This is a genomic window from Mesorhizobium sp. M0478, assembly GCF_040321305.1.
Lineage (GTDB): Bacteria > Pseudomonadota > Alphaproteobacteria > Rhizobiales > Rhizobiaceae > Mesorhizobium.
The window spans coordinates 444,323-470,751 of record NZ_JAMYRH010000004.1 but is presented as its reverse complement, the minus strand read 5'-3'; the positions used below and the strand labels follow the sequence as shown (position 1 = coordinate 470,751).

Below are 26,429 nucleotides of genomic sequence, written 5' to 3'. Positions count from 1 at the left end.
TGATCCTCCGTATCGGGTCCCTCCCGCCAAACTACAAGGTTGGATGGATGTTCCGCACGATCTCCGGGCAGGTCCGGCCGCGGCCCACGTCATGCAGGAAGGTTCTGCAGCCCGCCTGCGGGTCTCCTTTTGGCAAGGCCTGTCATCTGATCGCCGATGCCGGTGCCTTCGAGCGCCGCGAAATAATCGATCGTCAGCTTGAGCCCTTCGTTGAGCGGCACTCTCGGCGACCAGCCGAGCAGCGTTTTCGCACGCGAAATATCAGGCTGCCTGCGCCGAGGATCGTCTTGCGGCAGGGGCAGAAATTTCAGATCCGACTTGGTGCCGGTCATCGCCTTCACCAATGCCGCCAGTCGCACGATGGTGAATTCTCCGGGATTGCCCAGATTGACCGGCTTGCCCGGATTGGGGTCGATGTTCATCAGGCGCATCAATCCATCAATCAAGTCGGAGACATAGCAGAAGGATCGCGTCTGCTGGCCGTCGCCGAATATCGTCAGCGGACGCTTCTCGAGCGCCTGCATGATCAAATTCGAGACGATGCGACCGTCGGCCGGATCCATTCTCGGACCGTAGGTGTTGAAGATGCGCGCGACGCGGACGTCGGCCTTGCCGGCCCTTAGATAGTCGAAGCAAAGCGTTTCGGCGGTGCGCTTGCCCTCGTCGTAGCAGGCGCGTGGGCCGGTGCAGTTCACATGACCTACGTAATCCTCCCTTTGCGGGTGTTGTTCCGGATCGCCATACACTTCGCTCGTCGAGGCCTGCAGCAGTCGCGCGTCATTGCGGACAGCGAGTTCAAGCAGGTTGAGGGTTCCGATCACGCAGGTACGCGTGGTGTGTATCGGGTCGGCCTGATAACGCGGCGGTGAGGCGGCGCAGGCCAGGTTGAAGATGTGATCCACGGGCTCGCCGAGATCCAGTGGCCGGCAGATGTCCTGCTCGATCAACCGGAAACCCGGCCGGTCCATGATCGAGATGATGTTTTCCATGCGCCCGGTCAGAAAATTGTCGACGCAGATCACGCGCCAGCCGTTGCGGAGCAATACTTCGCAAAGATGCGAACCGAGGAAACCCGCGCCGCCGGCAACAAGCACCGTCTTTGCCCTGTGCGCCTTTCTTGTCTGTCGCATCGCTGTTTTCTCCTGTCTGCCGTTCATGCTGCACTTCCAATGTCGAGATCGAGGGCCGTCGCCCTTGGTTGGGTCAGCGCCGCCACGAATTCGCGAGCCCTGGCCGCGCCGGTGTGGGAAGCGAGGACGAGTTTGCGAGCCCGGCCGGCCATGGCCAGGCGTGCGCGCTCGGACTCGCCAACGAGGATATCGATGACATCGTCCGTCTCCGCGGCGGTGTGGATCGCCGACGCGGGAAAGAAGCTGTCGAGCCCTGGCCAGCGGTCGCTGACGATGGGCGTGCCGCAAGCCGCCGCTTCGAACAGGCGCACGCTGGGCGACCATCCTGCGGTGATCATGGAACTGCGTGTGACATTCAGCGTGTAGCGCTGACGGCTATAGAACGCGGCGTGATCGGCTGGCGGCAAATGTTCGATGCGTTCGACATTGTCCGGCCAGATGATGTCGGATGGATATTGGGAGCCGGCCACGACGAAACGGAGGTTCGGCATATGCCGTGCGGGCTCGAGCAGCAGAGCGTTCAGCGTTGTCTGCCGGTCCATGCTGTAGGTGCCGAGATAGCCGAGATCCCAGCGGATCGGATCTCCTGTCGGGTGATGCCGTTCTGGATCGACCGAACAATAGAGAGGTTCGGCATGGCGCGCGCCGAAGTCTTGCGCCAGATGGTTGAGCGTTGGTCCGCCAGTGAAGGAGAAATAGACATCGAAATACGGAATTTGCCGCGAACTCAGATAATCGCAATCGTCGGCTGAAAGCTTGGCCAGGGTCACCGGGGTGTCGATGTCGTAAAAGCAGAGCTGCCCCTTGCAAAGCGAGGCGACGATGTCGATGACCTGGCGTCCTTCTGGAACAAAGGATCCGATGACGATGATGTCGGCCTGCTCCAGGCACTGTGCGTAGTCGCGTTGCAGCTCCGCAGTGGTTTCGTAGTAGCGCAAGGCGCAGAACTCCGGATCGCGCAGATCGCGGTGATTGGCGTACCACGGCACGTTGCGCTCCAGAAAAGTCACGTGGTGACCGAGTCCGTGCAAGCCTTTCAAAAGACCCCGGAAAGTCGTGGCGTGGCCGTTTCCCCAGGATGAGGACAGCGACAGGCCGAGAAAGACGATGTCCAGTTTCTTGGTCATTCCGCTGCCTCCACGGCCCCGTGCTCGAAATGACGTTTGAAGACGGCATCCGCCACATCCGCCCGAAGCGCGTAGGTATGGTCCGCCAGCACGCGGTGAAGTGCGGCTTGGCCGATTGCCTTGGCCCGCCCGGGGGTCAGCGAGCGCATTATTTCGGCGACATCGCCGCCGTCACGCGCGACCAGGATCTCCTCGCCTGGTTTCAGGAACAGTTCCACGCCCAGCCATGCATCCGTGATGAGACAGGCGCCCGCGCCGGCCGCCTCGAACACTCGCGTGGCCGGTGAAAAACCGTTGGCGGCCATGCTGTCGCGGCTGATGTTCAACACGGCTTTTGGGGTGACATTGAAGGCGTTGTGATCGCGGGTGCCGACATGGCCGAGCCAGCCTACATTGGTGGGGAGCGGCTTGTCGCCCCAACCCGAGCCTCCGAGCAGGAAACGCTGTTTCGGCAGCTGGCTGGCGGGATCGAGGAAAAACGATTCGACACGCGCTTCACGGTCCGGCAGCCGGTTTCCGAGGAACGCCAGGTCGCAGGCAAAACGCGCTTTGCTGGCGACCGGATGGTGCGTTTCGGGATCGAGCGCATTGTAGATGGGCACGCACTCCTTGGCGCCCATGGCACGATAGGCCCAGACAACGGGATCGCCGCCACCATAGGTCAGCACGAGGTCGATCTCCTGCAGTGCACGATGGAGCGAGTGGTCCGGCTCGTCGCGCAACTGGGCAAGCGTGGCTGGCGCATCCACGTCCCAGAATACGACAAGCGCGTCGCTGCGGGCGTGGTCGAGAACGGCGCGAAGCAGCGCCTCGTCTTCGAAACCGACGCCACTCGCCTTGACGACGATGTCGGCGCCGGCGGCACGTGCCGCGACCTGCATCAGCGCATGCTGGGTCGCCTCATAAACGACGACAGTGCACCAGTCGGGAGCTTCGATGTCGCGGTTCTTCTGCCGGTCGTAGACATCGGGTTCGTAGAACGTGATCTCGTAACCCAATTGCGAAAGTGCCTTGAGCAAACCGCGATAGTACGTCGCGGCACCGTTCCAGTAGGACGACAAAAGGCTCGATCCATAGAATGCGATCTTCATGCGACGGCTTCCTTTGCGGCTGTCGGGACGGCGGTGTGTCGGCTCGCGCATTGCGTGAGCACGCCGAGCAACTCGTCGACGCGGTGGCGGCAGGTGTGCCGCGAGCGGATGGTCTCGAGACCCGAGGTCACCAGGGAGGCCGCAAAGTCCTCGTCGGACAACACCGTCCGAAGCTGTTGCCGCATTTGCGAGCCATTCTCGGCAAACAGGAAGTCGACACCGGGCCTGAAAAGCTGCTCGACATCGGACCATGGCGCTGAAATCAGCGGAATGCCGCAGGCGAGTGCCTCGAACATGCGGATCGTCGGGATTCCGGGCAACCTCTCGCGATAGGGGCGCCGTGGGATGTGAAGTGTGACACGATGCGCGGCGAAGGCCTTCGGCACGTCGGCATTGGCGATCCACCCCTCATAGCGCAGTCCTGCGGTGGCCAGATCCGCAAGTGCGGTCTTGGGGTAGCGTACGCCGTGAACAGCGGCATCAAGGCCGAGATCGTGCACCGGCTCGATCAGAAACTCCTTGAGTTCGGCGGTCCGCTCATCATCGCCCCAGTTGCCGATCCAGACCAGATCGGAGGTGGGGTGGATCTCCGGGTGCGGCTTGAACAGGCGATCGTCCGCCGCTTCATGCCAAGTGAAGACGCGCTTGCCCCAGCCGGCGCGCAGATAGCTCTCGCGCAAGGTTTCGCCAAAGGCGAGAACGCCGTCATAGTGCTCCAGCCGGAGCGCCGAGAGTGCCTCGGTCGCAGACACGGCCCGGTGGTGGGTGTCGTGAAAAAGAAGGATGAAGTTGCCGCCGGCGGCCCGGGCACGGCCAATACGTGCGACAAGCTCCGGATCCGTCCACTCATGAACGATCACAACGTCGGCCTCGGCAATCCAGGCTTCGTGATCAAATCCGGCATCGTAGGTCACCGGCATCAGTTCGGGAAAATCCTTGCGGAAGCGTTCGATGGCGAACGACCCCTTCTCAGCCAGCAGATTCGACCGGCTCCAGCCATTCGCCGGCTCCAGCGCAATCGCCTGATGCCGGCGCTGGACCAGCTCTCGCATGACGCCGCGCAGGAAATGGGCATTGCCATGGTTCCAGTCGGAAACGACCGAGTGGGTGTAGAACACAAAGCGCATGATCAGCGCTCCGCCATCGCTAAGGCCGCTTTGTCGTAGACGCCGCGCATAGCCGCTGTCTGCTTTGTCAGCCTAAACCTGCGGCTGCGTCGGATGGCTGCCTGGCCAAGCTCTCGCCGGAGCTCGGCATCGCTGGAGAGACGGTTGAGGCAGGCAGCGAGATCGTGCGGATCGCGCGCGTCAAAGAATATCGCGGCCCCGTCCCATAGTTCGCGATAGGTGGCGATATCGGAAAGCACCAGGGGCGTAGCCGACATGGCGGCTTCCAGCGCGGCCAGGCCGAATGGCTCGTAGAGCGATGGCGATACGAAAATACCCGCGCGAGCCATCAACGAACGCACCTCATCGGACGGCACTGCTCCCAGAGGAACAGCATGGCTGAAGCTGACATGCTCGCCGTTTGGACCGTTCGTCGACCCGGCGGCAAACAGAGGCCATCGCGTCAGGGACGCCGCCTGATCGACCACCGCCGCATTTTTGCCCTCGTCCCACCAGCGGGCAGCGGCGAAGACGAGCGGTTGATGCTTTTCGGCCTTCGGCAGAGGACGGGCACCATTTCTGACCACACTCAAGCGCGCGATCGGGCCGTAGCAGGTCTCTAGCATGTCGGCATGGCTGCGGCTCGGCGCGATGACCGCGTCGGCCCGATCCATGCCGCGTCTGTTGCGCTCCTTCTGCCAGGCCCATGCGCCATCCGCCGCCTGTCCTCTGACCGCATGGAACCAAGTCGTCACGCAGGAATGGGAGACCACCACGACCGGGCATGGCGCGTCGAATCCCGCCGCCTGCGAAGGCGCGTTGAAATGGACAAGGTCGATGGCGTGGTCGCGCATGGGCGCATGCAACTCTCGCGTCAGCGCGTCGAGATCACCGCCGTTGCGGGTCATCCAATCCGGCGGCGTGTTCAGCCAGATCAGCTTCGCGAAAGCCTCCGCCTCGTCGGCCTGCTGCCTGGACGGTGGCGGACCGAGACCGGCAAGCACTACGCTATCGCCGCCGTTGACAAGTTCCCTGGCCAGGTCGAGCGCATAGCGCCACACGCCGCCCACGGCATCGACCGTCATCAGGATGCGCCGCGATCGCGGCGTCAGTGTCCGCAACATGTCGCCTCCAGTTCCGCCAGCGGACGCGGGCGCCTTTCCTGGATATCGCTGAACTTCTGGAATGATGCGAGATAGTGATCATGGGCGCGCTCCCAGGCGAGGTCGTCGGGTTCGCCCCAAAGCTCGCGATAGCTTGGCGAACTCGGATATGGATAAAGCGGTACGGGTTCATTGGCCCACACGCCGTTGTCGATGAGGTGCGTTCGCCAGTAATCGACGAGGGCAGGGTCATCCTCGACGACGCCGATCAGATTGGCCTGTACGAATGGAACGTGACGCCTGGCATTGACGAGCAGCGCGGCGAGTTCCTCGGTACCCAGCCGGCAGCGCTTCGCGAGCATCGCACGACCTTCCACGGTCAGGCTTTCGAGACCGGCCTCGATGGAGACGCAGCCGGCCGCACCAAGCAATTCCAGCAGCTCGGGCTTCCAAAGGTCGATGCGGGTCTGCACACCGAACTTCACGTCGCGATGGATCAACGCTTCCAACAGCGCTTTTTGCGGCAGGAAGATTTCATCGATGAAATAAATGTAGCCGACGCCCTGGGCAATCAGCCGATCGATTTCCGCTATGACCGCCTCGTGGTTGCGGCGGCGATAGGCATCGCGGAAATCGATCTTGGCGCAGAAGCTGCAATTGTAGGGGCAGCCGCGCGATGCTTCGACCTCCGCGCCGAACCCAACCTGCTTGTCATCGAACCTGTGATGGTGATGCGAATGGGCTGCGATCCAGTCTGATGGCCATTGGAGTGGCGGATGATCGACAAACGAGCTGGCGTGGACGCCGCCGTTCAAAACCACCTTGGCGTCGCGCAGGTAAGCGGTCGAGGGGACCGCGCTCCAGTCGTCGCGCCGGGCAAGTTCCGCGACGATTTCCTCGCATTCGCCGCGCACAACAATGTCGACGCCAAGCTTGCGCAAGGTTGGCGCGGGCGTAGCCGAGCCATGCGGCCCGACCGCGACTGTGCGTCCACCGCGCCCGGCGAGACGGTTGAGGAAATCGGCCGGCACGCGCAACTCGGGTGGTGCGCAGCGCCAGAACAGATAAGTCGGGGCGGTACTGACGACCGTCATTGCAGGCGCGAAATCAGCCACACGCTCGGAGAGGTCCGAGTTGTCGAGCTTCTGCAATTGCCCATCCAGCATCAACACCTCATGGCCGGCTGTTTCGAGGAGGGATTTCGAATAGCCGAGTTCCAGCGGGAGATGTGGTTGGCGGCAGCCGAAATAGATGCTGTCGTCATAGGTCCAGAACGGGTTTACCAGGGCGATTTTCATGCGACGTACCTCACGACTTCGGGGCGAGGCTGGAGCCGGTGTTGTTGCAGCCAGTCTGCGAGATCGCGAATGCCTTCGCGCCATGAAACACGAGCTTTCCAGCCAAGCATCGCTTTGATCTTGCGGGTGTCGGCGACGAAGAAGGGCTGATCGCCGGTGCGTTCGCCATCATGGCGGATCGAAAGCTCATGGCCGGTCAAGCTACGGATCTCGCTCAACAGCATGCGCAGGCTGATCGCATTATCGGGGCCGCCGCCAAGATTGAATGCCTGGCCTTTGGTCGTCTCGATACGATCGAGCGTGGCCCTGTAGGCGGCGACCGCATCGGAGACATGCAGTATATCGCGCACTTGTCTGCCGTCGCCGTAAATGGTGATCGGACGTCCCGTCAGCGCACTCAGCAGGAAGTGCGCGACCCAGCCTTGATCCTCGGTTCCGAACTGGCGCGGCCCGTAAATGCAGCTCATCCGCAGCACCGCCGTCGGCATGCCGTAGGATTTGGCATAGTCGAGCACATATTGGTCCGCCGCGCCTTTGGAACAACCATAGGGCGTGCAGAAATCCAGGCCGTGGGTCTCGTCGATGCCATTCGCTTGGATGATGCCGTCGCAAGGCAGGTAACGATCGCCGTCCTCGCGCACCGCGACGTCGGGCAGACTGCCATAGACCTTGTTGGTGCTGGCGAAGACCACCGGAACAAACTCACTGCTCAGCCGCGCCGCCTCGAGGACATTGAAGGTTCCTCGAAGGTTGATATCGAAATCCTCGTCCGGTTGGACCAGGCTCGTTGTGACGGCGGTTTGCGCGGCCAGGTGGAAGATCGCCTTGGAACTCCTCAGAACGGGCGCAAGCGCGTTGGCGTCGCGCACGTCAATCGTTTCGACCGTGAGGCGGCTTCCGTGTTTCTGCGCCAGCCATTCAAGGTTCTGTTCGACGCCGGGGCGGCTGAGATTGTCGATCACCAGCACCGGCTCGCCATCCGACAACAGGCTGTCGGCCAGGTTCGATCCTATGAAGCCGCTGCCGCCGACAATGGCGACGGGCGCGTCGCGTCGATTGCGCGTATTCATGACACCAGCCCACGTTCTTCAAGCTCGCGTTTCATGTCGGCGCCGCGGTCGATGGCGGACGAGTTGCGCACCCAGGAAACGAAATCGGCGAGCGAATTCTCCAGTTGTTGCCTCGGCTCGAAACCGAGCAGCTCACGGGCCTTGGAAATATCGGCGAAGCAGTTGCGGATATCCCCGGAGCGCGCCTTGCCGAGCAACTCTGGCGAGCGGTCCGGCGTTCCCATGGCCTCGGCAAGTACCCGCGCGACGTCGCTGATAGCATAGGCTCGGCCGCTGCCGATGTTGATGACGTGACCCCTTGCCTGGCGTTGCTGCAGCGCAAGACGAAAGGCGCGGGCGACGTCATCCACATGGACGAAATCGCGTTTCTGTTCGCCATCCTCGAAGATCATTGGACGTTGGCCGTTGGCGAGACGCGAAGCAAAATTGGCCAACACGCCGGTATAGGGGTTCGATAACGCCTGGCCGGCGCCGAAGACGTTGAACAGGCGCAGCGCGACCGTATCGATGCCATAGGCTTCGCCGAAGATCAGCACGGCGCGTTCCTGGGCGTATTTCGTCAGTGCATAGATAGAGGCGAGATCGACCGGCTTTTCCTCGTCCGTCGGCAGGGGGGAGAGGGGTTCGCCTTCCGGCGACAGCGGATTCCACTGTCCGTTTTTGGTGTCGCTCGCCTTGCGCCGGGCATTGTCGATGCGCCGGCCGTCCGATGTAGCATAGAGGCCCTCGCCATAGACACTCATCGATGAGGCGACGACAATGCGCTCGACCGGGTGTTTGATCAGCGCCTCAAGCAGCGTCGCGGTGCCGAGATCGTTGGTGCCGACATAGCGCGCGATCTCGTACATCGACTGTCCGACGCCGACTTCCGCGGCTAGATGAATGACCGCGTCAACGCCTTCCAGCGCCTTGGCGACCGCCTCCCGGTCCCGAATGTCGCCCTTGATCAGCTCGGCCCCGGCGGGAAGGGCGACTGTTTCGCCTGCGTGCACCTGCTCCAGCAGCACATCCAAAATGCGAACCGAATAATCCTGCTCGATGAGTTCCTGGGCGACATGCCGGCCAATGAAGCCGCAGCCCCCTGTAACCAATATCCGTTTCACGACCACTCCTCAGACAGGTAATCTTGGCGACCCGAACTTTTCGGCAAAAGGTTTGTTCCCTTGGCTTCAACAAAGTTCCTTTGGCCGGCTTCGTTCGGAAGCAGCCACATCGCGCTCGCCGCGCCGTGCCGGAACATTGCCGCCCTTGTGCTGTTAGGACGCCGGCAGCCCCGACGATGCCCGATGTTGGCAACGCCGATGATCAAAGGAGATTTCAATGTCCCAGTCGCAAACGACCACCAATCACGACGAAATCCGCAAATGGGCCGAGGAGCGGGATGGACGGCCGGCAGTGGTTCGCACCAAAGGCGCGGGCGGCATCCTGCGGATCGACTTCGGCAAACCCGAGGAAGCATTCGAGCCGGTCGAATGGGACGAGTTCTTCCGCATATTCGACGAGAACGATCTGGCCTTTCTTTACCAGTCCAAGACTGGTGACGGACAAACCAGCCGTTTCAACAAGTTCGTCGAGCGCAACCAGAAAGGCGAATGACGCACTTCGAGCCGGCCGATTTGCCTGACCTGGTTCTCGGGCAAATTTTTCTGGATGCAGTGGAACAATAGAGGGCTCCGATCCTTCGGTCGCTGAACCACAGCCGCAGCAAGGATCGAAGGCCTTGGCCCTGAGCTCAGGAGGCGGCGGGGCTGGATAGGCGTCAAAAGCTGGAAACCCGCTACTCGTCCTGCCGTGAAACCAAAACGCCGCTCATCAGTCGTCCTGCTGCCTGCGGTGGCGGTGTTTTTCGATTTCCTCGGGCTCTTCATCGTCGATCCGCGTGATGTTCGAGGCATTGTGGTCTGATCGCAGGATCTCATCCAGTTTGGCGTGAATGGCCTGAGTGTCGCGGTGCTCGGCACGCTGGATGAACAGCGTCATGGCCCACGTAAACAAGGTAGCCGCTCCATGCCAGTCCAGGGTCTGTCGCTCGAAGATCATCCAAAGGATTGCGTAGACCAACAGGATCAGGAATGCCGCGGGGCGGGAGGTTAATGTGCCGATTGAGGTAAGCACGCCGGTGACGGGATGATTGGCCATGCGAAAGAACTCGCGGCAGTGACCGTGGTTCCCGACCGCAGTGCATCGCGCCGGCACGAGCCAGCTAGGCGCGACGGATGAATTCACGGCGCAGTGCTTGCCGATCGCAGCTACAACGATGACCACACGATTGCCGGGCGCGCAATCATCAGCCAGAAGATGGCGAGCACGGCGCCGAAAGCTGGGAAGCCGAAGACAAACCAGCGTCTGAACAGCTGATGGTAGCGCTCGGGAGGAGGTTGGTTGGAGAGTGCGGCCTGTGTGGCTAGATTTCGCATCTCGATCTGTATCCACACGACAGGCAGCCAGAACAGGCCCGTTAAGATGTAGAGCAGGATCGAGAGAACGATCCATCCTTCGGACAGCGAATACCCCGCAACCCTAGCGAGGCCCAGTCCGGTCAGAGGTTGTGCGACAACGGCCGTAGCCGTGAACAGGAAATCAGCCAGCACGACAATTCGGGCGACAGCTGCGATCGTCGCGGCATTCCCGGTCCGGTGTGCCAAAAGCATGAAAAAAGCAATGCCGGCACCAGTTCCGAGCAGCACAGCAGCGCCGATCACGTGCAGGTATTTAAGCACGAAGTACGTCATCAGCGTTCCTCCAGAATGGCCAGCGCTGCAAAATGCAGAACGAGGATCGGGAGGATTTTGATCAACGGCCCGAGTGGCTCAAGCCAAAGATCCGGCCGCAGAATGCTCCCAGCGATCGCATAGAAAAGCGATACCGCGATTGCGCCGAAAAGACCAAGCCGGCTGGTTGGGCGCCAGGCGATAAGCGCCCCGACGGCGATGTCAGCCAGCGCGCCGGCGACTACCGCCGGTTCGGCCAAGGGGCCGGCAGCAGTGCCAATCAGCAAGTCAACTCCGCTGCGCCAGCCGGCAGTGAGGGAAATGATGCCCGTCATGATCCAGAAGAGCGGCAAGATGACAAAGAGCGCCGGCTTGACGAAGTAAAGACCGGCGAACCATCGCTCCTGCACCGTCGCAGGGTTTAAACGCAGTGCAGATGTAAGACTTGATGGTTGAATGCCGGTCGCCGTCATCCAGGGTTGGGGATCGCCGACAGCGCCACGGGCAATCTCTTTTGCTGCATTGCTGCGCATGGGCGGGCGCCAGCCCAGCTGAGCCGCGGCATCCCCGAACCTGTACAAGATAGCTGCGGCCCAATTCGGCAAGATGAACTCCCGAGCACTGCTCCATCCGAACCAGCGGCGATAGCGACCCACGACCTCGCTCATCGAAAGTGCCTCGGGCCCAGCCAGGTCCAGCGTGAGGTGCGATGGGCTGCCGGGTTTGAGGAAGAACAGGACGGTGGAGATGACGTCATCGAGCTGGACGACTTGGAGACGGCCCGTGCCGGGCATCAACGGCAAGAGCGGCAAAGCCGCGAGGCCGCGAAACAGTGCACTTGCGCCGAAGGCCGGCCTTCCCAGCACTACGGAGGGGCGCAGGATGACCCAGTCAAGGCTACGTGCCATCAGTGCTTCATCGCCGGCGAGCTTGCTGGCGGAAAAGGCGGACGGCTGCTGGCGATCGACCCCGATGGCAGAAAAGTGAATCACCTTGTTCACACCTGCTTGCTCACACGCGGTGAAGAGAGCCGAGGCGCCGGTAGAATGGACATGCCGGGTGTTTTCCCGGGCACTATCCTGCAGGACGCCGGCACAGTTTACGACGGCGTCCACACCGGCGAGATAGGGGATCCAGTCCTGAGGTCGCAAGGCCCGCGCGATATCCAGGGAAACGGTTTGGATCTCCGGGTGGACGCCAGTGTCTGGGTGGTGAAGCACGCGAACCACTTCATGACTCTCGCCGGCCAGGCGCGCGCAAAGCGCGGCTCCAATCAGACCTGACGCGCCGGTGACGAGAATTTTCATTCCTTCCTCCAGCCGTTCGCCAGCGCGTGCCCGTCCATCAACCCAGCGGCTGCGCCTGGGACAACTCTAGCAAAGCCGAAGCCGGTAGTCTCACGCCGGGTGGAACAGGTTCCGGGCATCAACGCAGCCAAAGGTGAGCCGGTAAAGTGCGTTCGCATCTGCAGGTCAACTTCGCCGGAAGTTCGTCGCCGGCTCGGCGCAATCGCGGAGGTCGTTATGAATGTGAGTTGCAGCCTTGGCGGCGTCTCCGAACGCAACAGCAATTTGATTGAGCCCCTCGGCCACGTCGCCAATGGCATAGAGTCCTGGCGTTGAAGTCTCAAGGTGTCGGTTGACCAGGACATAGCTTCTGCGTCACAGTTAGCCCCCAGAGCAACCGCTAGTCCGGAGCGTACGTCGCTGCCCATCGAAGGGTACACCACATCGATGTTGCGCATCGGGGCGCCCTCGGCCATGACGACATCGAACCCGGTTCGTCGAGGGATCAGGTCATCGACAGCGTCCCAGATTTCAACTCCGCCTGCCAAGGCGGCGCCGCGGGCAGCTTCGGAAACATCATCCTGGTTATTGGCGAGCAAGGCGACCTGACTGCCATATCCCTTCAGGAACAGAGCCTCCCTGACGGCGAGATGCTCCGGACCAACAACGCCGATGCGGCTACCCCGGGCCTCATATGCATCGCAAACCGGGCACAGTCTGACAATGCCGGTTGCGATCGCCTCCTCCAGTCTTTCAATGGGAGGTGCCTTGTCCACAATGCCCGTTGCCAGAATCACGCGCCTTGCTTGGACAATCCCGCAGGTGGTCGTCAGAACAAAAAACCCCTCGCGTTTTTCGGCGTGGCCTACGCAACCATGGACAAGGCTCGCGCCGTATAGCTGTGCCTGGGCTCGTAGGCGGCCGAGCAGTTCTTCCCCGCTGATGCCGTCGGGGAAGCCGGGACAGTTGCGGGATTTTGGGATGAGCTTGGCACGCGCATGCCCCGCGTCGAGCGAGATCACCGAACGCAGAAACCTGGCTAAATACATGGCTGCAGCGAGCCCCGCGGGGCCGCCGCCGACGATGGCAACGTCAAAAACTTGTGCGCCCGAAAAGCTTGGTTCGCCCGAAAAGCTTGGCATCGGGCCTAACTTCAACTCAACGAGCTTGTTCCACAGGGTCGAAATGGACGCAATCAGGATGCACACTGCACAATAAGAGTGAACTCCAATCGAGTCGTGAAGAGAAAGGCCACTGCCTCATCAAGCCTGCAAAAACCTCGTGGCTCCCAACGCTGTGAGTACAGCACCACTGGGAAAGTGAACGCATCATGGAACTTCGGCTCACCGTCGCGCTTAGTTTGGCGAAAGGGTGGTCTGAGATGAGCGCGACCAGAGAGTTTTTTCAAAACTGGCTACAGGAGAATGTCGGCACACTTCCTGGTCGAGAGGAAGTCAGCGTCGCGGTGCTCGCTCAGCAATTCGAGCAGGATGCCGAGGTGGCTGGTTATGGGCGTGAAGTAAGGGAGGACGAACTCGGAAACATCGAAGATGCTATCGTGCAAGCGATCGAGAACGCCGGGTCCGGGGTGCAGAGCCCGAGCTCCGAAAAGAGCGATCCGGCACCTGTAATGGACGCGTTGGAGGTCGATGATGCCAAGAGCGGACCGTAGCCCCTGACACCTTCTTCTGTTCGCCTGAACAAGCCCCCCGGCTGCTATACGAGCTGAAAAACGGACCTTAGGTGCTTTCCCGTTAGTTCCATGCACCATCGAGGAACATTCCTGCCGCCACGGCGTTAGGAAAGTTCCTTCACACCCGGTGCGCCCGTGCTGACTGCTACCCTTCCAGGCGAATGGCTGACCCGGCATGATCAGGGTCACATCTCGCGGCGGGCCGCTCTTGCGGGTATTTGTTGCTGGCTGTTGGGTGCTTCCGCAGAAGCCGCGTCACAGCCGTCGCCGCTCGTGCGATTTGGCGTGCTGGGATTTGGCACCGCCGCCTGGGAAGTTGACGTCATGCGGCGACATGCGTTGGACACTGTGCACGGCGTATCAATCGAGGCTCAGCGGCTTGCCGGTACCGAAGCCGGTAAGACCGCATTGCTGGCGGGCAGCGTCGACGTCATCGTTTCCGATTGGGTTTGGGTCATGCGCCAGCGCAGCGAAGGCGCTGATCTGGTCTTCTATCCCTATTCTCGTGCCGTCGGCGCGCTGGAACTGCCGCAAGGCTCGCCCATTCGAACTCTTGCGGACCTCAAGGGCAAAAGGCTGGGGATCGCAGGTGGTCCGCTGGACAAAAGCTGGATCCTGTTGCGCGCGCTCGGCCTCCGTCAGGTGAAGCGCGATCTTGCTGAAGAGGTGGAGCCAGTGTTCGGCGCGCCGCCTTTGTTGGAGCAGGAATTTCTGGCGGGGCGACTGGATGCACTGCTGACGTTCTGGAATTTCGCCGCCCGTCTCGAGTCGGAGGGGGCAAGGCCTCTGCTCAGTGTCGCGCAAATCCTGCAGGGGCTTGGCGTATCCGTGGACTTGCCGATGCTCGGCTACGTCTTCCATGAAAGCTGGGCGCGGGCCAACCCGATAGCCCTCGCGCGATTCACGAGCGCGACCGCGGCAGCGAAGTCGCTGCTCGAGTCTTCGGACGACGAATGGCGGGTGCTCGCGCCCCAATTGGGCACGGACGATCCTCACCTACAGGCGGCGTTACGCGCCGCCTATCGAGCCGGAATCCCTCGTCGGTTCGGCAAAGACGAACGTGATGGCGCGGCCCGGTTGTTTGCAATCCTGGCCGAATTGGGCGGCGAGGATCTGGTCGGCAAGGCGACGAGCCTCGATCCTGGTGTCTTCCGGGCCATACCGGCTTGAGCTCGCGCCAATGACCGATGTCCCAGCGTTCCCCATCACAATGCAGCGTTCGCAATCCACTGCGGCATTGCTGACCATGGTGCTCGTCTGGCAGATTGCATCATTGATCGCCGCCGATCGCCTGTTTCCTGGTCCGGTCCAGGTTGTTTCGGTTCTCCTGCACGAAGTGGTTCGGGGCGAGCTGCCATACCATTTGGGCATCTCGCTTGCGCGCGTCGTGGCAAGCCTCGGGTCGGCAATAGTCATCGGCGCGGCCCTTGGCTACGCGGCAGGCCGCTCGCACAGAGCCGACATATGGATGAGGCCTTGGATCGTGTTACTCCTCAACATGCCGGCGCTGATCACGGTCATTCTAATTTATATCTGGCTTGGTCTTGCCGAGACTGCGCTTGTCCTTGCGGTCGCGCTCAACAAGATCCCCAATGTCGTGGTGACTATTCGTGAAGGCGCCAGTCGGCTGGACAAGGACTTTGCCGAAATGGCTGAGCTCTATCGCTTCGGGCATGCTGCAAAGCTGCGGGATGTCGTGCTGCCGCAATTGGCGCCGTTCTTTCTCGTCACCCTGCGCAGCGGGCTGGCACTAACGTGGAAGATCGTGTTGCTCGCCGAACTGCTCGGCCGCTCCAACGGCGTCGGGTTCCAGCTACAGGTCTATTTTCAGAACTTCGACGTCACCCACATCCTTGCCTATGCGATCAGCTTCGGCGTTGTGATGCTTGCCATAGAGTATGGACTGCTTGTGCCGTTGGAACGTCGTCTGTTCGCCTGGCGACGCTGATGCTGAGGATCAGGATCGAGGACAAGACTTTCCCCGGTGACGACGGCCAGCGCCGGACGATCTTTCGCGCGCTGTCGCTTGATATAGCCGACGGACAGGTCTGCGTCCTGACCGGCCCTTCCGGTGTCGGCAAGTCGACGCTGCTGTCGATCGTTTCGGGCGTCGACCGCGAATTTCGCGGCAGCGTGAGCGGACGACCGCTTCCGATAGGCATGCTGTTCCAGACACCGAGGCTGCTGCCCTGGCTCACCGCCTTGCGCAATGTAGAGATGGCCATCCCGGATCGCGCGCCCGATGCGGCCCGGTGGCTTGCCGCTGTCGGCCTGAAAGGCAATGAGAAGAGCTATCCGCAGCGACTCTCGGGCGGCATGGCGCGGCGCGTAGCGCTTGCCCGGGCGCTCGCCGTGGAGCCTGCGCTCCTGCTCCTCGACGAGCCATTCGCTTCACTCGACGAGGCGACCGCGCAAGCCATGCGCCGCCTGCTGCAGGATTGTTTCGCCAGTCGGCGGACTACCACGCTGCTGGTTACGCATGATCTCGCATATGCCTCGTCGCTGGGGGATCGGGTTATTGTTCTGGAGGGATCGCCGGCCCGCATCGTGCGCGATGTCCCAATCTCTCGTGGCGATGAAGCGGGATCGTCGCGCTTTGGGCTGGGGGCGACACAATGAGACTGTTGCTGGGCCTTCTCTTTCTTTTGCTGATCACCGGCCCTGGCGCCACCGAGCAACAGACGATGGTGATCGGGTATATCGGCCAGGAGCGCAAACCGGCTCTGCCCCTTGGACCCCTTGATGAAACCGTCACCGACGACGGCCTGCAAGGCGCACGGCTCGGCATTGCCGACGACGAAAGCACCGGCCGGTTTCTTGGGCAGAAATTTCGGCTGGAGGAAAGGATATTGAAACCAACCGAAACGCCGGACGACGCGGTAAGACAATTCGCCGATGCCGGCATCGCCTTTGTCGTCGCCGATCTCGACGCCAGTCAGCTTCTACAGGCCAGTGCCGCGCCCGGTGCCGAGCAGATGACGTTGCTCAACAGCCGGGCGCCGGACGACGTGCTTCGCCAACAGGACTGCCGTCGGAACGTGCTGCACACGATCCCGAGCCGCGCCATGCTCGCCGACGGGCTGGCGCAATATCTCGCCTGGAAGCGCTGGCAGCGTTGGTTCCTGCTTGTGGGGCCGCATTCGCAGGATCAGGCGATGGCTGCGGCCTTTCGACGGGCGGCGGCTCGCTTCGGAGCCGAGATCACGATCGACCAGCCGTGGACATTCAGGCCCGCCAACGGACGTGCCGATACAGGGCATGTCACGCTGCAGACCGAAATACCGGCGGTCACGCAGGTCAGCGACTATGATGTGCTCGTGGTCGCCGACGAGGCGGATGAATTCGGCGCCTATCTGGAGGGCCGCACCGCGCTGCCGAGAATCGTCGCCGGCACGCAAGGGCTTGTCGCCACAGGCTGGAGCGCTGTCAGCGAGGAATGGGGCGCCACGCAACTGCAGGACCGTTTCCACAGGCAGGCAGGGCGCTGGATGTTGCCCAGCGACTACGCGGCCTGGCTCGCTGTGCGCAGTATCGGCGAAGCGGCGACGCGCCTGCACAGTCTCGATCCCGCGGCAATCGGCAGATATATACGCGGCGACGCGTTTCTTCTCGCTGGCTTCAAGGGGCAGGGGCTTAGTTTCCGTCCCTGGGACGGACAGATGCGCCAGCCCATTTTGATCGCCGGGCCTCGCCTCTTGATTTCCAGCTCACCGCAACCGGGCTTCCTGCATCAGCGCACGCCGCTCGACACGCTGGGCATCGACCTGGAGGAGAGCACATGCAAGTTCTGATGACGCTGTTGTTGGCGGCGTTCGCTCTTGCTGCTCCCGCCGCCGCCGAGACCATCTACGTTTCCAATGAGCAGGACAATACCGTCGCGGTCGTCGACGGCGTGACAATGACTTTGCTGGCGACGATCGATGTCGGCCGCCGTCCGCGCGGGCTGGCACTGTCGATCGACAACAAGATGCTGTTCGTCGCGGAAGGCGACGACAACCGCATCGACGTGGTCGACGTCGCGAAGCGGCGGGTCGTCGGCGAATTGCCTTCGGGAGCCGATCCGGAATTCTTCGCAGTCCATCCCGATGGCAAGCGGCTGTTCGTCGCCAACGAGAATGACAATCTGGTGTCGGTGGTGGACATCGCCGCGGCCAAGGTCATCGGTACCGTGGATGTCGGCGTCGAACCGGAAGGAATGGCGGCCAGCGCCGACGGCCGCTATGTCGCCTGCACTTCGGAGACCACCAGCATGGTGCATCTGATCGACGCAGGCACGCTTGAACTCGTCGACAATCTGCTGGTCGATACCCGGCCGCGCGCGGCTTTATTCTCGCCGGACGGGAAGCAATTCTGGGTGTCCTCGGAGATCCGGGGCACTGTCACCGTCTTCGACACGGCAACGCGCGCGCAGACCGGCAAAGTCGAGTTCGAGGTGCCGGGTATACGACGCGAGGGCGTGCAGGCGGTCGGCATGGGGACGTCCCGCGATGGCACGACCGTCTATGTGGCGCTCGGCCCCGCCAACAGGATTGCGGAAGTCGATGTGAAAACGCTGGCGGTCCGTCGGCTCTACCTTGTTGGTCAACGACCCTGGCACGTTGCGCTCTCCGGCGACCAGAAGCGCCTGGTCACCGCAAACGGGAATTCCGGCGATATCTCGTTTATCGATCTGGAAAACCAGGAGGTGGTGAAATCGCTGCCGGTGGGGCGGGGGCCGTGGGGCGTCGTGATCGGGCCATGAACGCCTTGTCGGTCGAGAATCTGGGTCATAGTTTCGGGAACCGGCGGGTTCTCGACGGCGTCTCTTTCTCTGTGGCCCAAGGCAGGATGTGCATCTTGCTAGGCCGCAACGGCGCCGGCAAGACGACGTTGTTCTCGCTGATCACCGGTCTTTATCACGCCCGCTCCGGCTCGGTGCATGTCTTCGACCAGGCGATGGATGTCAACCCGTCCGCCGCGTTGGCGCAGATGGGCGTCGTCTTCCAGTTGCCGACCCTCGATCTCGATCTGACGGCCGGCGAGAACCTGCGTTACCACGCGGCCTTGCATGGGCTTAGCCAGGCCTTGAGCAAGGAGCGCTCCATCCACGAACTCGGCCGGCTGGACGTGCTGGACAGGATCGACGATCCTGCCCGAGCGCTTTCCGGGGGGCAGCGTCGCCGTGTCGAGATAGCACGCGCTCTGATGCATAGCCCACGCCTTTTGCTGCTGGACGAGCCGACCACCGGGCTCGACGTGCCGGGCCGCCGCGCGCTCGAGCGGCACGTGCGGGAGCTTTGCCGCCAGCGCGGCATTGCCGTCCTGTGGGCAACACATTTTCTGGAGGAACTAACGGCGGATGACGATGTGGTGGTGCTGCATCGAGGCACAATCCGGTGGGCCGGCCGCGCCGATCGGCTGGCTGCCGATCTCGGTGTGGCGAGCACGGGCGAGGCCTTCGCGTCGCTGACGGAGTCCGAATGAAAACGTCTCACGCGGTGCGCGCGCTCAACGGCATCCTGCGCAGGGAGATGCTGCGCACGTTGCGGCAACGCGGCCGGCTGCTCTCGGCGATGGTACGGCCGCTGGTCTGGCTGGCAATCTTTGCCGCTGGCTTCCGCTCCGTTCTCGGTCTGTCGATCACGCCACCCTACCAGACCTATGTTCTCTATGACGTGTATGTGGTGCCCGGGCTAGCGGCCATGATGCTGCTCTTCCATGCCATGGCGAGTTCGCTGGCCATGGTCTACGATCGCGAGATGGGCAGCATGCGCTTGTTGCTGACCGCACCATTGCCGCGCTGGTACCTGCTTGCGGCGCGCCTGCTGGCCAGCGTGATCGTCGGCGTGCCGCTGGTCTATTTGTTTCTGTTGATCGCGCGTTTCTGGGATGTGCGGCCGCCCGTTCTCGGCTACGTCGCGGTATTTCCGGCGCTCGTGCTGGCGGGCCTGATGCTTGGCGCGTTCGGCCTGCTTGTCTCCTCGGTTTCGACACAGATGGAGAACTTTGCCGGTGTCATGAATTTCGTCATCTTTCCGGTGTTCTTTGCCTCGACGGCGCTCTATCCGCTGTGGCGGCTTGCCGAGGCGGGACCGGTGCTGGCAACAATCGCCGCCTGGAACCCGTTCAGCTCGGCGGTCGAGCTGATACGCTTCGCGCTCTATCTGCGGTTCGATCCTGTCGCGGCGATTGTGGTCCTTGGCTGCCTCATCGCCTTCTTCCTCGCGGCGGTCATCGGCTACGATCCCGGCCGCGGCTTGTGGTCCCGGCGCGGCGGCGAGGGCTGATTTACCTCAAAGCATAGAGATAAGCGGCGATGTCCCGCGCCTGTTGCTCGGTGATCCTCGTCGACGGCATGGCCGTGTGCGGATTGACTTCCCTCGCCGAGCGTATCCAGCGGATCATGTTCTCCGGATTGTTTGCCAGCAGGCCACCGATAAAGACCCTGTCGGCAAGGCCACCGTCTAGGCGGGGTCCGACCTGGCCTTGCGCACCCGGCACGCCGGGTATCGTATGGCAGCCGGAGCAGCCATTCGCCGTCATGATTGGAATGGCGCGGGCGCCTACGCCGCCGGTCGCCGCATCCGACTCGTGCCGGACGCGCTCGCGCCTGTCGGACCACAAAGTCGCCGCTGCGACAGCCGCAGCCAGCAGCAGGATTGCGGCAAGGGCGCCCCCGATCAGCCTACCCAGGTCGGAGCGCATGTGTTGCCTCCCTGGTTGCGCTGCTGCTTATCCAGAGGCCGGCGAGCAGCAAGGCGGCGCCGCCATAGATCAAGCCTGCCGGAACCCACATTACCAATCCGGCGAGCTGCTGGTCCTCGATCGCGGTCATTCCCCACAATGCCGCGCCGGCGCCATTCTCCGGATACCAGAGTTTGGGCGACATCAGCAGCAGGACACCGAGCAGGCCGGTATGAAGCGAGGTGAAGAAAAGATGCATGACGGAGTTGCCATAGGTCTGCTGTCGACCGGGGCGCGGTAGGAGCGCCCACCAGAACAGCAAGGCTGTGCCGAGGAAGCTCGCATGCTGGGCATAATGGAGAAAGCCCTGCTGGAGCGCTGCCTGGAACAACGCCGGAATGTGCCAGATCCAGATGGCGACGCCGTGAATGATCGTCGCGTTGAGGGGGCGGATCACCAGGGCCCAAACCGATTGCAGCGTCTTTGCGCGCGTGAGCTTGCCCGTTCCGCGGCGAAGTGAGGCCGGCAAGGACCAGAGCAGGACTGCGCCTGGGCACGCGGCGACAAGGAGAGGCGCCGCCACCGCCATCAGCAGTTCATGCTCGATCATATGGGCGGCAAACACCCGCTCGCCGAGCGCATGGATGGGGCTGACCAGTGCTGCCGTCAGCACGCCCCAACCGGCGGCGAACAACAACGCCTGCCGCATCCGCTCGGGACGGCCTCGGCTGCTGCGGCGCCACAACCGAGTCGCTCCGATGGCATAAAGGAAGGCAATCGCGGCCAGCGGAAACGTGATGGGAAATGCGAGCGTCCATCCGGCCTCGGGCGCGCCGGCGCCGTAGCAGATCGAGGTCGAGAAGAACGCGTCGAAGCTCATCGCAGGCACTCGTCGAGAATGAGAGCCGCGCTGCCTTGCATGATGATGACGAGGGCAAACAGCAATGCCGCAAGCATGCCGAGATCGGCGACGAACTGCTCGGTGCTGCGCGTGCGCTCAGGCTTGAAGGCGGCGCCGCCCTGCCGCTTCGCCCGCCATGACAAGGCACCGCCGAGCAGCGAAAGCACGGCGAGCACCAGTGCCACGGGAAGCACCACCGGCACCTGGCGGTTGCACTGCCATGGTACGAGTGCGTAGTTCAGCTGCGTCGAGATTGCCCAAGCCATCGGCCCCGACAGAAGACCACCCCAGGACGTTCCCATTTTCAACGCACGCATCAGCCTAGCCTCGGCATCCAGTAGATGAGCAAATAGATCGGGATCCAGGTCAGCACCACGAAATCCCAATAGAAGACATTGTCGCCGACATCGCCGAAGCGCCGGCCGCTATAGCCATGGCGTGTGAACATCAGCACCGTCAAAACGATGGTGTCGCCGACATCGGTGATCAGGTGTGTGGTGTGCAGCCCGAGCAGCACCCAGAGCATCGAGCCGTAGGCGTTCGTGTCCCAGTAGATGTTCAGCGCGGGGAATTCGAACCAGCGCACGACAAGCGGGGCCAGACCGAGCAGCGACATCACCACCAGCCCGATCCGCACCGGAACGATCGCGCATTGCTTGGCATGGCCGTGGAGGATGTGATTCGGCACCACGCTGATGATAAACAGGATGGTGACGATCGTCCCGGGCCAATGGTCGGGGTGCGGGGCGCTTAGACGCCAGTTGGGCCACAAAGTGGCGAGATAGAGATAAGCGCCCGCGGCCAACGCAAAGCCCATGCCTTCCAGCGCCATGAAGCCGAGCGTTCCCCACCAGGTCGGGCTGCGCGGACCATGTCCAAAGGTTGGGAGGTCCGAAAGATCCAAGCTGGGACGCTCACTCATCCCTCATCCTCCGGGTCGTCCTTGGGCCAGAACCAGCCGATCAAGGTGATGGCGATCGGCGCGGCGCCCCAGACGATCGCCCAGGGCGTGAAGATCGAATAGACAAACGTACCGCCGACGGCGATTGCCGCCAGCAGCGGCCAGATCGACGGTGTCGCCGATTTCTCGCGAATGTCGGGATGGGCTTCCGCCACGGTTGAGATCAACAACTCACGTACATCGACGCGGAGTCCGGTCGCCACAGGCAGCGCCTCGCGTTCGGCCCAGAGCGGCTCGACATGTGTGACAATCGGTATCCGCGCGAAATTATAGCTTGGCGGCGGCGAAGACGTCGCCCATTCGAGCGTACCGGCATCCCAGGGATTGTTTCCGGCCAGTGCGCCCTTCAACGCGCCGTGTACAAGATTGAAAGTGAACAGTACGAAGCTGAGGAAAAAGAGCACCGCGCCGGCGCTGATGAACAGGTTGATGTTGCCCCAGCCAAGCTCGGCCGGATAGGTGTAGACCCTGCGTGGCATGCCCCAGAGCCCGACGAGATGCATTGGGAAAAAAGCCGCGTTGAAGCCGATGAAAGCCAGCCAGAAATGCCAGCGCCCGAGACGCTCGCTCATCATGCGGCCGCTGATCTTGGGGAACCAGAAATAGGCCGCGCCCAGCAGCGGGAAGACCGAACCGCCGATCAGCACGTAATGGAAATGGGCGACGACGAAATAGGTGTCGTGCACCTGGAGGTCCAGCGGCACCGAAGCGAGCATGACGCCGGTGAGGCCGCCGATGACGAAGATGAAAAAGAAGCCGAACACGAACAGCAGCGGCGTGCGGATCACCGGCCTGCCGTCCCACAAGGTCGCCAGCCAGCAGAAGATCTGAACGCCATTGGGGATGGCGATCAGCATGCTCGACGCGGTGAAGAAGCTGGCGCCGAGCTTGGGTAGCCCCGTCGCGAACATGTGATGGACCCAGAGGCCGAACGAAAGGAAACCGACGGCGATCAGCGACAAGACCAGCCCGAGATGCCCGAACACGGGACGCCGGGCGAAGACCGGGATGATCGCGGAGACCATGCCCGTCGCCGGCAGGAAGATGATGTAGACCTCGGGATGGCCAAAGAACCAGAACAGATGCTGGAAGAGCAGTGCGTCGCCGCCCTCGGCGGGGTTGAAGATATGTGTGCCGACCAGCCGGTCGAGGATCAGGAAGGTCGAGGTGATCATCACCGCGGGCATGGCGAAGACGACGACGAAGGAGGTAACCAGCATTGCCCAGACGTAGAGCGGAATCCTGTCCAGCGACATGCCGGGGGCTCGCTGCTTGAACACGGTGACGATGGTTGCCACCGCGACGGCCAGTGAGGAAACTTCTGTATAAGTGATCATCTGGGCCCAGACGTCGGCCCGCTTGCCCGGCGCGAATTCGGGGCCTGACAGCGGCACATAAGCAAACCAGCCGACGTCGGGCGCCATGTTGAGCGCGAAAGACACCCAGGCGAATATGCCGCCCGAAACATAGATCCAGTAGCTGAACGCGTTCAGGCGGGGAAAGGCGATGTTGCGGCTGCCGACCATCAGCGGGACGAGATAAATGCCTGTCGCCTGCACGACGGGCACGGCGAACAGGAACATCATGGTCACACCATGCATCGTGAACAGCTGGTTGTAGAGGTCCGGGCCGATCAAACCGCGCTGCGGCCCTGAGAGCTGGATGCGCATGGCGACAGCGTTGAGCCCGCCCAGGCACAGAAACACGAAGGCGGTGATCAGATAGCGCCGTGCGACGACCTTGTGGTCGACGCTCGACAGCGCGCCGATGATGCCGGGAGGCGTGCGCCATGTCCGCGCCAGCCAGCGATCCAGGCTGGCATCGTCCATGCCGGTGTCGCGCGGTCCGTCATGCTCGGGTGCGACGTCGCCCGCGGTAGAGGTTTCACGCACCGGCGGCAGGTCGCGTTCGCTTGTGAGGTCCGCGCTGCTCATTTAAGCGCCTCGAGGTAGGCGACCATGGCGTTGAGTTCGTCGCCGCTGAGCTCCACCACCGGCATGTGGGATCCGGGCTTGATGCCCTGTGGGTCGGCTATCCAGGCGGCGAGATTGCCGCGGCTCATTGTCAATGTCCCGGCGGCAAGCGTCTGCCGGCTGGCTATATGGGTGAGGTCAGGGGCGACCGTTCCTCCGGCAGGCGTGCCGCCTATTCTGTGACACATCACGCAAGGGCGCTTCAGAAACAGATCCTGGCCGGCCTTGGCTTCGTCCCCCGTCGGAGTAGCGGCCGGCTGCAACTGGTCGTTCCACCAGGCGTCGAACTTCGCACGCGGCTCGGCGATGATGAAGGTGCCCATGTTTGCGTGCTGCGCCCCGCAGAACTCGGCGCATTGACCTCGGTAAACACCAGGCTTGTCTGCCTTGAGGTCGAGCACGTTCATGTGGCCGGGAATGAGGTCGAGCTTGCCCGAAAGGCTCGGGATCCAGAAGGAATGGATGACGTCGGTCGAGGTCAGAAGAAGCCGCACCGGCTCCCCGGCGGGGATATGGATCTCGTTCGCCGTGGTCAGGATGCGGCTTGGCGTGGCATCCTCATAGCGCACCTCCCACCACCATTGATGGCCGGTCACCCGAATGGTCAGTGCGGCATCCGAGCCGATCGCGGCGAGCGTCCTGTTGGCGAAGAAGCTCAGCAAGGTCAGTCCGATCAGGACAATGGCGGTCAACCCGACGGCGGTCATCACCGCGCGCAGCTTCCGGTCGTCGGCGCCGGCCTTGATCGCGAGCGGCTCCGCCTGCGCGCGCGACCGCATCATCAAGGGCACGACGAGGGCGATCATCACCAGCACCCACACCACGGCGCAGAGCGCGGTGAAGAACCAGATCAGCCATGCCAGTTCGCTCGCCGCGGGACCTTTCGGGTCGAGGGCGGATTGCCAGCCCGCGCATCCCTGGAGCAACAGAGCGCCGGCGGTGGCGAACGCCATCGAGACGAGACGTTTCACGGCGACTTCCCCAGCGTGGCCGCGTCCGGCATGCGGTTTTCCGAAGGATGCGCCATCATGTCGTCATTGCGTTGCGGTGCGGCGGAAGACGGCGCGTTGCCGCTCAGCGAGCGCACGAAAGCCGCGAGCTCCCAGATCTGGTCGTCGGGAATCTTGTCGCGGAAGCTCGGCATGCCGTTTGGCCGACCGTCGCGGATCGTGGCATGGATGCTTTCGATCGAGCTGCCATAGAGCCACTTCTGGTCCATCAGGGCCGGCCCCATGCCGCCGCCGCCATTGGCGTGGCATCCCGAACAGTTGAACCAGCCGAAAAGCCGTTTCCCTTCGCTCATGTGGAAGGCGTTGGCCTCGAAGCTCGCCGCCTTGTTGTCGCTGGCGGGGGGCCGCTGTCCGCCGGGCTCCAGCGTGGTCACAGGCGTCGGCTGCTCGCCCGATCCGAGCGCCGATTGCGGGCGCGTGTCACGTTCCTCGCGCTGGCAGGCAGCGAGCGCCAGGACTGGAAACAGGAGCATGGCCACAGCGGCTCTCATCGCACCGGGCTCCCCGAGGCATCGAGGCGCGGCACGCCATATTGTGACAGCAAGGCATCTATCTCGACCTTGTGCCTGGACAGGGCGCCATTGACATCGCCGCGCAGCGCATCGTCTTCGCGGCGGACGCCCATCGAGATGTCGTAGATCATCGGCAGTTGCGGTCCGTCGATGCGGGGCGCAACCGGCGTGATGCGGAGCGGCACCTTCTGCCTGGCGGCGAAGTAGCCGGCGAGGGGGCCCCAGACCACGGCAAGGTCGATCTCGCCACTCGCCACCGCTTCGACGATGCGCGCCGGCGGGTTGGGGGCGGAATAATCGCCATAGACCGGATAGCCGACGAGGTGCCCGACGATACCGCGGCGGCCAAGCGCCTGGACCGGAGGCGAATTGGCGCCATCGTCGCCGATGAGCTGAACACCGATCCGCATGTCGCGCAGCCGCGGATCATTGAACGATGCTACGTCGGGGCCGTCCCTGCGGGTGACGAAGACATAGGACGATCGGTAGTAGGGCGTGGTGGTGCGCAGCATTTCGAGGTTGCTCGGCGTGCCCGGCACGAGATCGCATAGACCGGCCTTCAGCGTGTTTCGGATGAAGCCGCGGCGCTGCGCCCACCAGGTATAGGTCAGCTTCGCGCCGAGATCGGACGCAACGATTTCGGCGATCCTGTTCTCGAAGCCCTGACCGGCCGCGTTGGAGAACGGCATGTTGTTCGGATCGGCGCAGACCCTCAGCTCACGTGCGTCGGCTGTGGCCGTCAAGAACACGAAGGCGATGGCGGCCATGCCGATCGCCAGTCGTTGACACGCCTT

29 protein-coding genes are annotated in these 26,429 nt (G+C 62.7%); 9 read left to right on the top strand and 20 right to left on the bottom strand.

Features of this window, described 5'->3' with window-relative positions; genetic code table 11:
• Nucleotides 1-89: 89 nt before the first annotated feature.
• The 8 genes from NKI64_RS13405 to NKI64_RS13370 are packed head-to-tail and all read right to left on the bottom strand — an operon-like array spanning nucleotide 90 to nucleotide 9,028.
• Complete coding sequence (locus tag NKI64_RS13405) at nucleotides 90-1,130, bottom strand: UDP-glucuronic acid decarboxylase family protein (protein WP_023681096.1); 1,041 nt, start codon at nucleotides 1,128-1,130, stop codon at nucleotides 90-92.
• Between the two features lie 23 nt (nucleotides 1,131-1,153).
• Nucleotides 1,154-2,257, bottom strand: coding sequence for a CgeB family protein (locus tag NKI64_RS13400; RefSeq protein WP_023733219.1), 1,104 nt, complete (start codon nucleotides 2,255-2,257; stop codon nucleotides 1,154-1,156).
• Nucleotides 2,254-3,348, bottom strand: coding sequence for a CgeB family protein (locus NKI64_RS13395; protein WP_352668337.1), 1,095 nt, complete (start codon nucleotides 3,346-3,348; stop codon nucleotides 2,254-2,256). The genes NKI64_RS13400 and NKI64_RS13395 overlap by 4 nt, the downstream gene beginning before the upstream one ends.
• Nucleotides 3,345-4,475, bottom strand: a complete 1,131-nt coding sequence (locus tag NKI64_RS13390) for a CgeB family protein (RefSeq protein WP_023733218.1) — start codon at nucleotides 4,473-4,475, stop codon at nucleotides 3,345-3,347. Before NKI64_RS13390 ends, NKI64_RS13395 begins: the two co-directional genes overlap by 4 nt.
• Nucleotides 4,476-4,477: 2 nt before the next feature.
• A complete protein-coding gene (locus NKI64_RS13385; RefSeq protein WP_023748046.1) occupies nucleotides 4,478-5,578 on the bottom strand; it encodes a glycosyltransferase family 4 protein in 1,101 nt (366 codons plus the stop codon).
• On the bottom strand, nucleotides 5,563-6,855 hold the full coding sequence (locus NKI64_RS13380) for a TIGR04295 family B12-binding domain-containing radical SAM protein (RefSeq protein ID WP_023712229.1): 1,293 nt from the start codon (nucleotides 6,853-6,855) through the stop codon (nucleotides 5,563-5,565). Before NKI64_RS13380 ends, NKI64_RS13385 begins: the two co-directional genes overlap by 16 nt.
• Nucleotides 6,852-7,925, bottom strand: a complete 1,074-nt coding sequence (locus NKI64_RS13375) for a GDP-mannose 4,6-dehydratase (protein WP_352668334.1) — start codon at nucleotides 7,923-7,925, stop codon at nucleotides 6,852-6,854. Before NKI64_RS13375 ends, NKI64_RS13380 begins: the two co-directional genes overlap by 4 nt.
• Nucleotides 7,922-9,028: an NAD-dependent epimerase/dehydratase family protein gene (locus NKI64_RS13370; RefSeq protein WP_031214589.1), complete on the bottom strand. Its 1,107-nt coding sequence runs from the start codon at nucleotides 9,026-9,028 to the stop codon at nucleotides 7,922-7,924. The genes NKI64_RS13375 and NKI64_RS13370 overlap by 4 nt, the downstream gene beginning before the upstream one ends.
• A gap of 217 nt (nucleotides 9,029-9,245) precedes the next feature.
• Between NKI64_RS13370 and NKI64_RS13365 the strand changes: the two genes are divergently transcribed.
• A complete protein-coding gene (locus NKI64_RS13365; protein WP_023667991.1) occupies nucleotides 9,246-9,521 on the top strand; it encodes a hypothetical protein in 276 nt (91 codons plus the stop codon).
• Nucleotides 9,522-9,737: 216 nt separating this feature from the next.
• Here the strand turns inward: NKI64_RS13365 and NKI64_RS13360 are convergent, their stop codons facing one another.
• The 4 genes from NKI64_RS13360 to NKI64_RS32135 all read right to left on the bottom strand — a co-directional run bounded on the left by NKI64_RS13360 (nucleotide 9,738) and on the right by NKI64_RS32135 (nucleotide 13,064).
• Entirely contained in the window at nucleotides 9,738-10,064 is a 327-nt protein-coding gene (locus NKI64_RS13360; protein ID WP_023681103.1) for a low affinity iron permease family protein, read from the bottom strand.
• A gap of 110 nt (nucleotides 10,065-10,174) precedes the next feature.
• Nucleotides 10,175-10,657, bottom strand: a complete 483-nt coding sequence (locus NKI64_RS13355) for a DUF2269 family protein (RefSeq protein ID WP_023733215.1) — start codon at nucleotides 10,655-10,657, stop codon at nucleotides 10,175-10,177.
• Nucleotides 10,657-11,943 (bottom strand): SDR family oxidoreductase, encoded by a 1,287-nt coding sequence (locus NKI64_RS13350; protein WP_023733214.1) that lies wholly within the window; start codon nucleotides 11,941-11,943, stop codon nucleotides 10,657-10,659. Before NKI64_RS13350 ends, NKI64_RS13355 begins: the two co-directional genes overlap by 1 nt.
• Nucleotides 11,940-13,064 carry an NAD(P)/FAD-dependent oxidoreductase gene (locus tag NKI64_RS32135; RefSeq protein WP_502901374.1) on the bottom strand — a complete coding sequence of 375 codons (1,125 nt, stop codon included), beginning with the start codon at nucleotides 13,062-13,064 and terminating at the stop codon, nucleotides 11,940-11,942. Before NKI64_RS32135 ends, NKI64_RS13350 begins: the two co-directional genes overlap by 4 nt.
• Before the next feature lie 188 nt (nucleotides 13,065-13,252).
• Here NKI64_RS32135 and NKI64_RS13335 point away from each other — a divergent pair, with 188 nt between their 5' ends.
• The 8 genes from NKI64_RS13335 to NKI64_RS13300 all read left to right on the top strand — a co-directional run bounded on the left by NKI64_RS13335 (nucleotide 13,253) and on the right by NKI64_RS13300 (nucleotide 19,881).
• Nucleotides 13,253-13,594: a DUF768 domain-containing protein gene (locus NKI64_RS13335; protein ID WP_023696361.1), complete on the top strand. Its 342-nt coding sequence runs from the start codon at nucleotides 13,253-13,255 to the stop codon at nucleotides 13,592-13,594.
• 156 nt (nucleotides 13,595-13,750) lie between these two features.
• Nucleotides 13,751-14,785, top strand: a complete 1,035-nt coding sequence (locus NKI64_RS13330) for an ABC transporter substrate-binding protein (protein ID WP_352668330.1) — start codon at nucleotides 13,751-13,753, stop codon at nucleotides 14,783-14,785.
• Nucleotides 14,786-14,795: 10 nt separating this feature from the next.
• Entirely contained in the window at nucleotides 14,796-15,563 is a 768-nt protein-coding gene (locus NKI64_RS13325) for an ABC transporter permease (protein ID WP_352668328.1), read from the top strand.
• Complete coding sequence (locus tag NKI64_RS13320; RefSeq protein ID WP_352668326.1) at nucleotides 15,563-16,234, top strand: ABC transporter ATP-binding protein; 672 nt, start codon at nucleotides 15,563-15,565, stop codon at nucleotides 16,232-16,234. The genes NKI64_RS13325 and NKI64_RS13320 overlap by 1 nt, the downstream gene beginning before the upstream one ends.
• Nucleotides 16,231-17,406, top strand: coding sequence for a lanthanide ABC transporter ABC transporter substrate-binding protein PedA1 (locus tag NKI64_RS13315; protein ID WP_352462698.1), 1,176 nt, complete (start codon nucleotides 16,231-16,233; stop codon nucleotides 17,404-17,406). Before NKI64_RS13320 ends, NKI64_RS13315 begins: the two co-directional genes overlap by 4 nt.
• Entirely contained in the window at nucleotides 17,394-18,356 is a 963-nt protein-coding gene (locus tag NKI64_RS13310; protein ID WP_023741837.1) for a PQQ-dependent catabolism-associated beta-propeller protein, read from the top strand. The genes NKI64_RS13315 and NKI64_RS13310 overlap by 13 nt, the downstream gene beginning before the upstream one ends.
• Nucleotides 18,353-19,078: a lanthanide ABC transporter ATP-binding protein PedB/LutE gene (locus NKI64_RS13305; protein ID WP_023733211.1), complete on the top strand. Its 726-nt coding sequence runs from the start codon at nucleotides 18,353-18,355 to the stop codon at nucleotides 19,076-19,078. The genes NKI64_RS13310 and NKI64_RS13305 overlap by 4 nt, the downstream gene beginning before the upstream one ends.
• A complete protein-coding gene (locus NKI64_RS13300; protein WP_023681112.1) occupies nucleotides 19,075-19,881 on the top strand; it encodes a lanthanide ABC transporter permease protein PedC in 807 nt (268 codons plus the stop codon). The genes NKI64_RS13305 and NKI64_RS13300 overlap by 4 nt, the downstream gene beginning before the upstream one ends.
• 1 nt (nucleotide 19,882) lies before the next feature.
• On the opposite strand, the gene NKI64_RS13295 is transcribed toward NKI64_RS13300, so the two are convergent.
• From NKI64_RS13295 to NKI64_RS13260, 8 genes are read right to left on the bottom strand one after another with little or no spacing between them, the layout of a single operon-like run.
• A complete protein-coding gene (locus NKI64_RS13295) occupies nucleotides 19,883-20,299 on the bottom strand; it encodes a c-type cytochrome (protein WP_023681113.1) in 417 nt (138 codons plus the stop codon).
• Nucleotides 20,280-21,158 carry a cytochrome c oxidase assembly protein gene (locus NKI64_RS13290; protein ID WP_023681114.1) on the bottom strand — a complete coding sequence of 293 codons (879 nt, stop codon included), beginning with the start codon at nucleotides 21,156-21,158 and terminating at the stop codon, nucleotides 20,280-20,282. Before NKI64_RS13290 ends, NKI64_RS13295 begins: the two co-directional genes overlap by 20 nt.
• On the bottom strand, nucleotides 21,155-21,496 hold the full coding sequence (locus NKI64_RS13285) for a hypothetical protein (protein WP_023681115.1): 342 nt from the start codon (nucleotides 21,494-21,496) through the stop codon (nucleotides 21,155-21,157). Before NKI64_RS13285 ends, NKI64_RS13290 begins: the two co-directional genes overlap by 4 nt.
• A complete protein-coding gene (locus tag NKI64_RS13280) occupies nucleotides 21,496-22,101 on the bottom strand; it encodes a cytochrome c oxidase subunit 3 (protein WP_023712215.1) in 606 nt (201 codons plus the stop codon). Before NKI64_RS13280 ends, NKI64_RS13285 begins: the two co-directional genes overlap by 1 nt.
• Nucleotides 22,098-24,074 carry a cytochrome c oxidase subunit I gene (gene ctaD / locus NKI64_RS13275; RefSeq protein ID WP_352656591.1) on the bottom strand — a complete coding sequence of 659 codons (1,977 nt, stop codon included), beginning with the start codon at nucleotides 24,072-24,074 and terminating at the stop codon, nucleotides 22,098-22,100. The genes NKI64_RS13280 and ctaD overlap by 4 nt, the downstream gene beginning before the upstream one ends.
• Complete coding sequence (gene coxB / locus NKI64_RS13270; RefSeq protein ID WP_023668010.1) at nucleotides 24,071-25,084, bottom strand: cytochrome c oxidase subunit II; 1,014 nt, start codon at nucleotides 25,082-25,084, stop codon at nucleotides 24,071-24,073. The genes ctaD and coxB overlap by 4 nt, the downstream gene beginning before the upstream one ends.
• Nucleotides 25,081-25,614, bottom strand: coding sequence for a c-type cytochrome (locus NKI64_RS13265; protein WP_023681119.1), 534 nt, complete (start codon nucleotides 25,612-25,614; stop codon nucleotides 25,081-25,083). Before NKI64_RS13265 ends, coxB begins: the two co-directional genes overlap by 4 nt.
• On the bottom strand, nucleotides 25,611-26,402 hold the full coding sequence (locus NKI64_RS13260) for a substrate-binding domain-containing protein (protein ID WP_023815901.1): 792 nt from the start codon (nucleotides 26,400-26,402) through the stop codon (nucleotides 25,611-25,613). Before NKI64_RS13260 ends, NKI64_RS13265 begins: the two co-directional genes overlap by 4 nt.
• Nucleotides 26,403-26,429: the final 27 nt, after the last annotated feature.

Excerpts from the sequence above, each read along its gene's own strand:
- NKI64_RS13405 (WP_023681096.1), bottom strand. The coding sequence starts at position 1,130 with ATGCGACAGACAAGAAAGGCGCACAGGGCAAAGACGGTGCTTGTTGCC.
- NKI64_RS13380 (WP_023712229.1), bottom strand. The coding sequence starts at position 6,855 with ATGAAAATCGCCCTGGTAAACCCGTTCTGGACCTATGACGACAGCATC.
- NKI64_RS13315 (WP_352462698.1), top strand. The coding sequence starts at position 16,231 with ATGAGACTGTTGCTGGGCCTTCTCTTTCTTTTGCTGATCACCGGCCCT.
- NKI64_RS13265 (WP_023681119.1), bottom strand. The coding sequence starts at position 25,614 with ATGAGAGCCGCTGTGGCCATGCTCCTGTTTCCAGTCCTGGCGCTCGCT.
- NKI64_RS13320 (WP_352668326.1), top strand. The coding sequence starts at position 15,563 with ATGCTGAGGATCAGGATCGAGGACAAGACTTTCCCCGGTGACGACGGC.
- NKI64_RS13355 (WP_023733215.1), bottom strand. The coding sequence starts at position 10,657 with ATGACGTACTTCGTGCTTAAATACCTGCACGTGATCGGCGCTGCTGTG.
- NKI64_RS13285 (WP_023681115.1), bottom strand. The coding sequence starts at position 21,496 with ATGCGTGCGTTGAAAATGGGAACGTCCTGGGGTGGTCTTCTGTCGGGG.
- NKI64_RS13350 (WP_023733214.1), bottom strand. The coding sequence starts at position 11,943 with ATGAAAATTCTCGTCACCGGCGCGTCAGGTCTGATTGGAGCCGCGCTT.
- NKI64_RS32135 (WP_502901374.1), bottom strand. The coding sequence starts at position 13,064 with ATGCCAAGCTTTTCGGGCGAACCAAGCTTTTCGGGCGCACAAGTTTTT.
- NKI64_RS13375 (WP_352668334.1), bottom strand. The coding sequence starts at position 7,925 with ATGAATACGCGCAATCGACGCGACGCGCCCGTCGCCATTGTCGGCGGC.
- NKI64_RS13360 (WP_023681103.1), bottom strand. The coding sequence starts at position 10,064 with ATGGCCAATCATCCCGTCACCGGCGTGCTTACCTCAATCGGCACATTA.
- NKI64_RS13295 (WP_023681113.1), bottom strand. The coding sequence starts at position 20,299 with ATGCGCTCCGACCTGGGTAGGCTGATCGGGGGCGCCCTTGCCGCAATC.
- NKI64_RS13335 (WP_023696361.1), top strand. The coding sequence starts at position 13,253 with ATGGAACTTCGGCTCACCGTCGCGCTTAGTTTGGCGAAAGGGTGGTCT.
- NKI64_RS13395 (WP_352668337.1), bottom strand. The coding sequence starts at position 3,348 with ATGAAGATCGCATTCTATGGATCGAGCCTTTTGTCGTCCTACTGGAAC.
- NKI64_RS13260 (WP_023815901.1), bottom strand. The coding sequence starts at position 26,402 with ATGGCCGCCATCGCCTTCGTGTTCTTGACGGCCACAGCCGACGCACGT.
- NKI64_RS13300 (WP_023681112.1), top strand. The coding sequence starts at position 19,075 with ATGAAAACGTCTCACGCGGTGCGCGCGCTCAACGGCATCCTGCGCAGG.
- NKI64_RS13390 (WP_023733218.1), bottom strand. The coding sequence starts at position 4,475 with ATGCGCTTTGTGTTCTACACCCACTCGGTCGTTTCCGACTGGAACCAT.
- NKI64_RS13305 (WP_023733211.1), top strand. The coding sequence starts at position 18,353 with ATGAACGCCTTGTCGGTCGAGAATCTGGGTCATAGTTTCGGGAACCGG.
- NKI64_RS13400 (WP_023733219.1), bottom strand. The coding sequence starts at position 2,257 with ATGACCAAGAAACTGGACATCGTCTTTCTCGGCCTGTCGCTGTCCTCA.
- NKI64_RS13290 (WP_023681114.1), bottom strand. The coding sequence starts at position 21,158 with ATGAGCTTCGACGCGTTCTTCTCGACCTCGATCTGCTACGGCGCCGGC.
- ctaD (WP_352656591.1), bottom strand. The coding sequence starts at position 24,074 with ATGAGCAGCGCGGACCTCACAAGCGAACGCGACCTGCCGCCGGTGCGT.
- NKI64_RS13365 (WP_023667991.1), top strand. The coding sequence starts at position 9,246 with ATGTCCCAGTCGCAAACGACCACCAATCACGACGAAATCCGCAAATGG.
- NKI64_RS13325 (WP_352668328.1), top strand. The coding sequence starts at position 14,796 with ATGACCGATGTCCCAGCGTTCCCCATCACAATGCAGCGTTCGCAATCC.
- NKI64_RS13385 (WP_023748046.1), bottom strand. The coding sequence starts at position 5,578 with ATGTTGCGGACACTGACGCCGCGATCGCGGCGCATCCTGATGACGGTC.
- NKI64_RS13280 (WP_023712215.1), bottom strand. The coding sequence starts at position 22,101 with ATGAGTGAGCGTCCCAGCTTGGATCTTTCGGACCTCCCAACCTTTGGA.
- NKI64_RS13310 (WP_023741837.1), top strand. The coding sequence starts at position 17,394 with ATGCAAGTTCTGATGACGCTGTTGTTGGCGGCGTTCGCTCTTGCTGCT.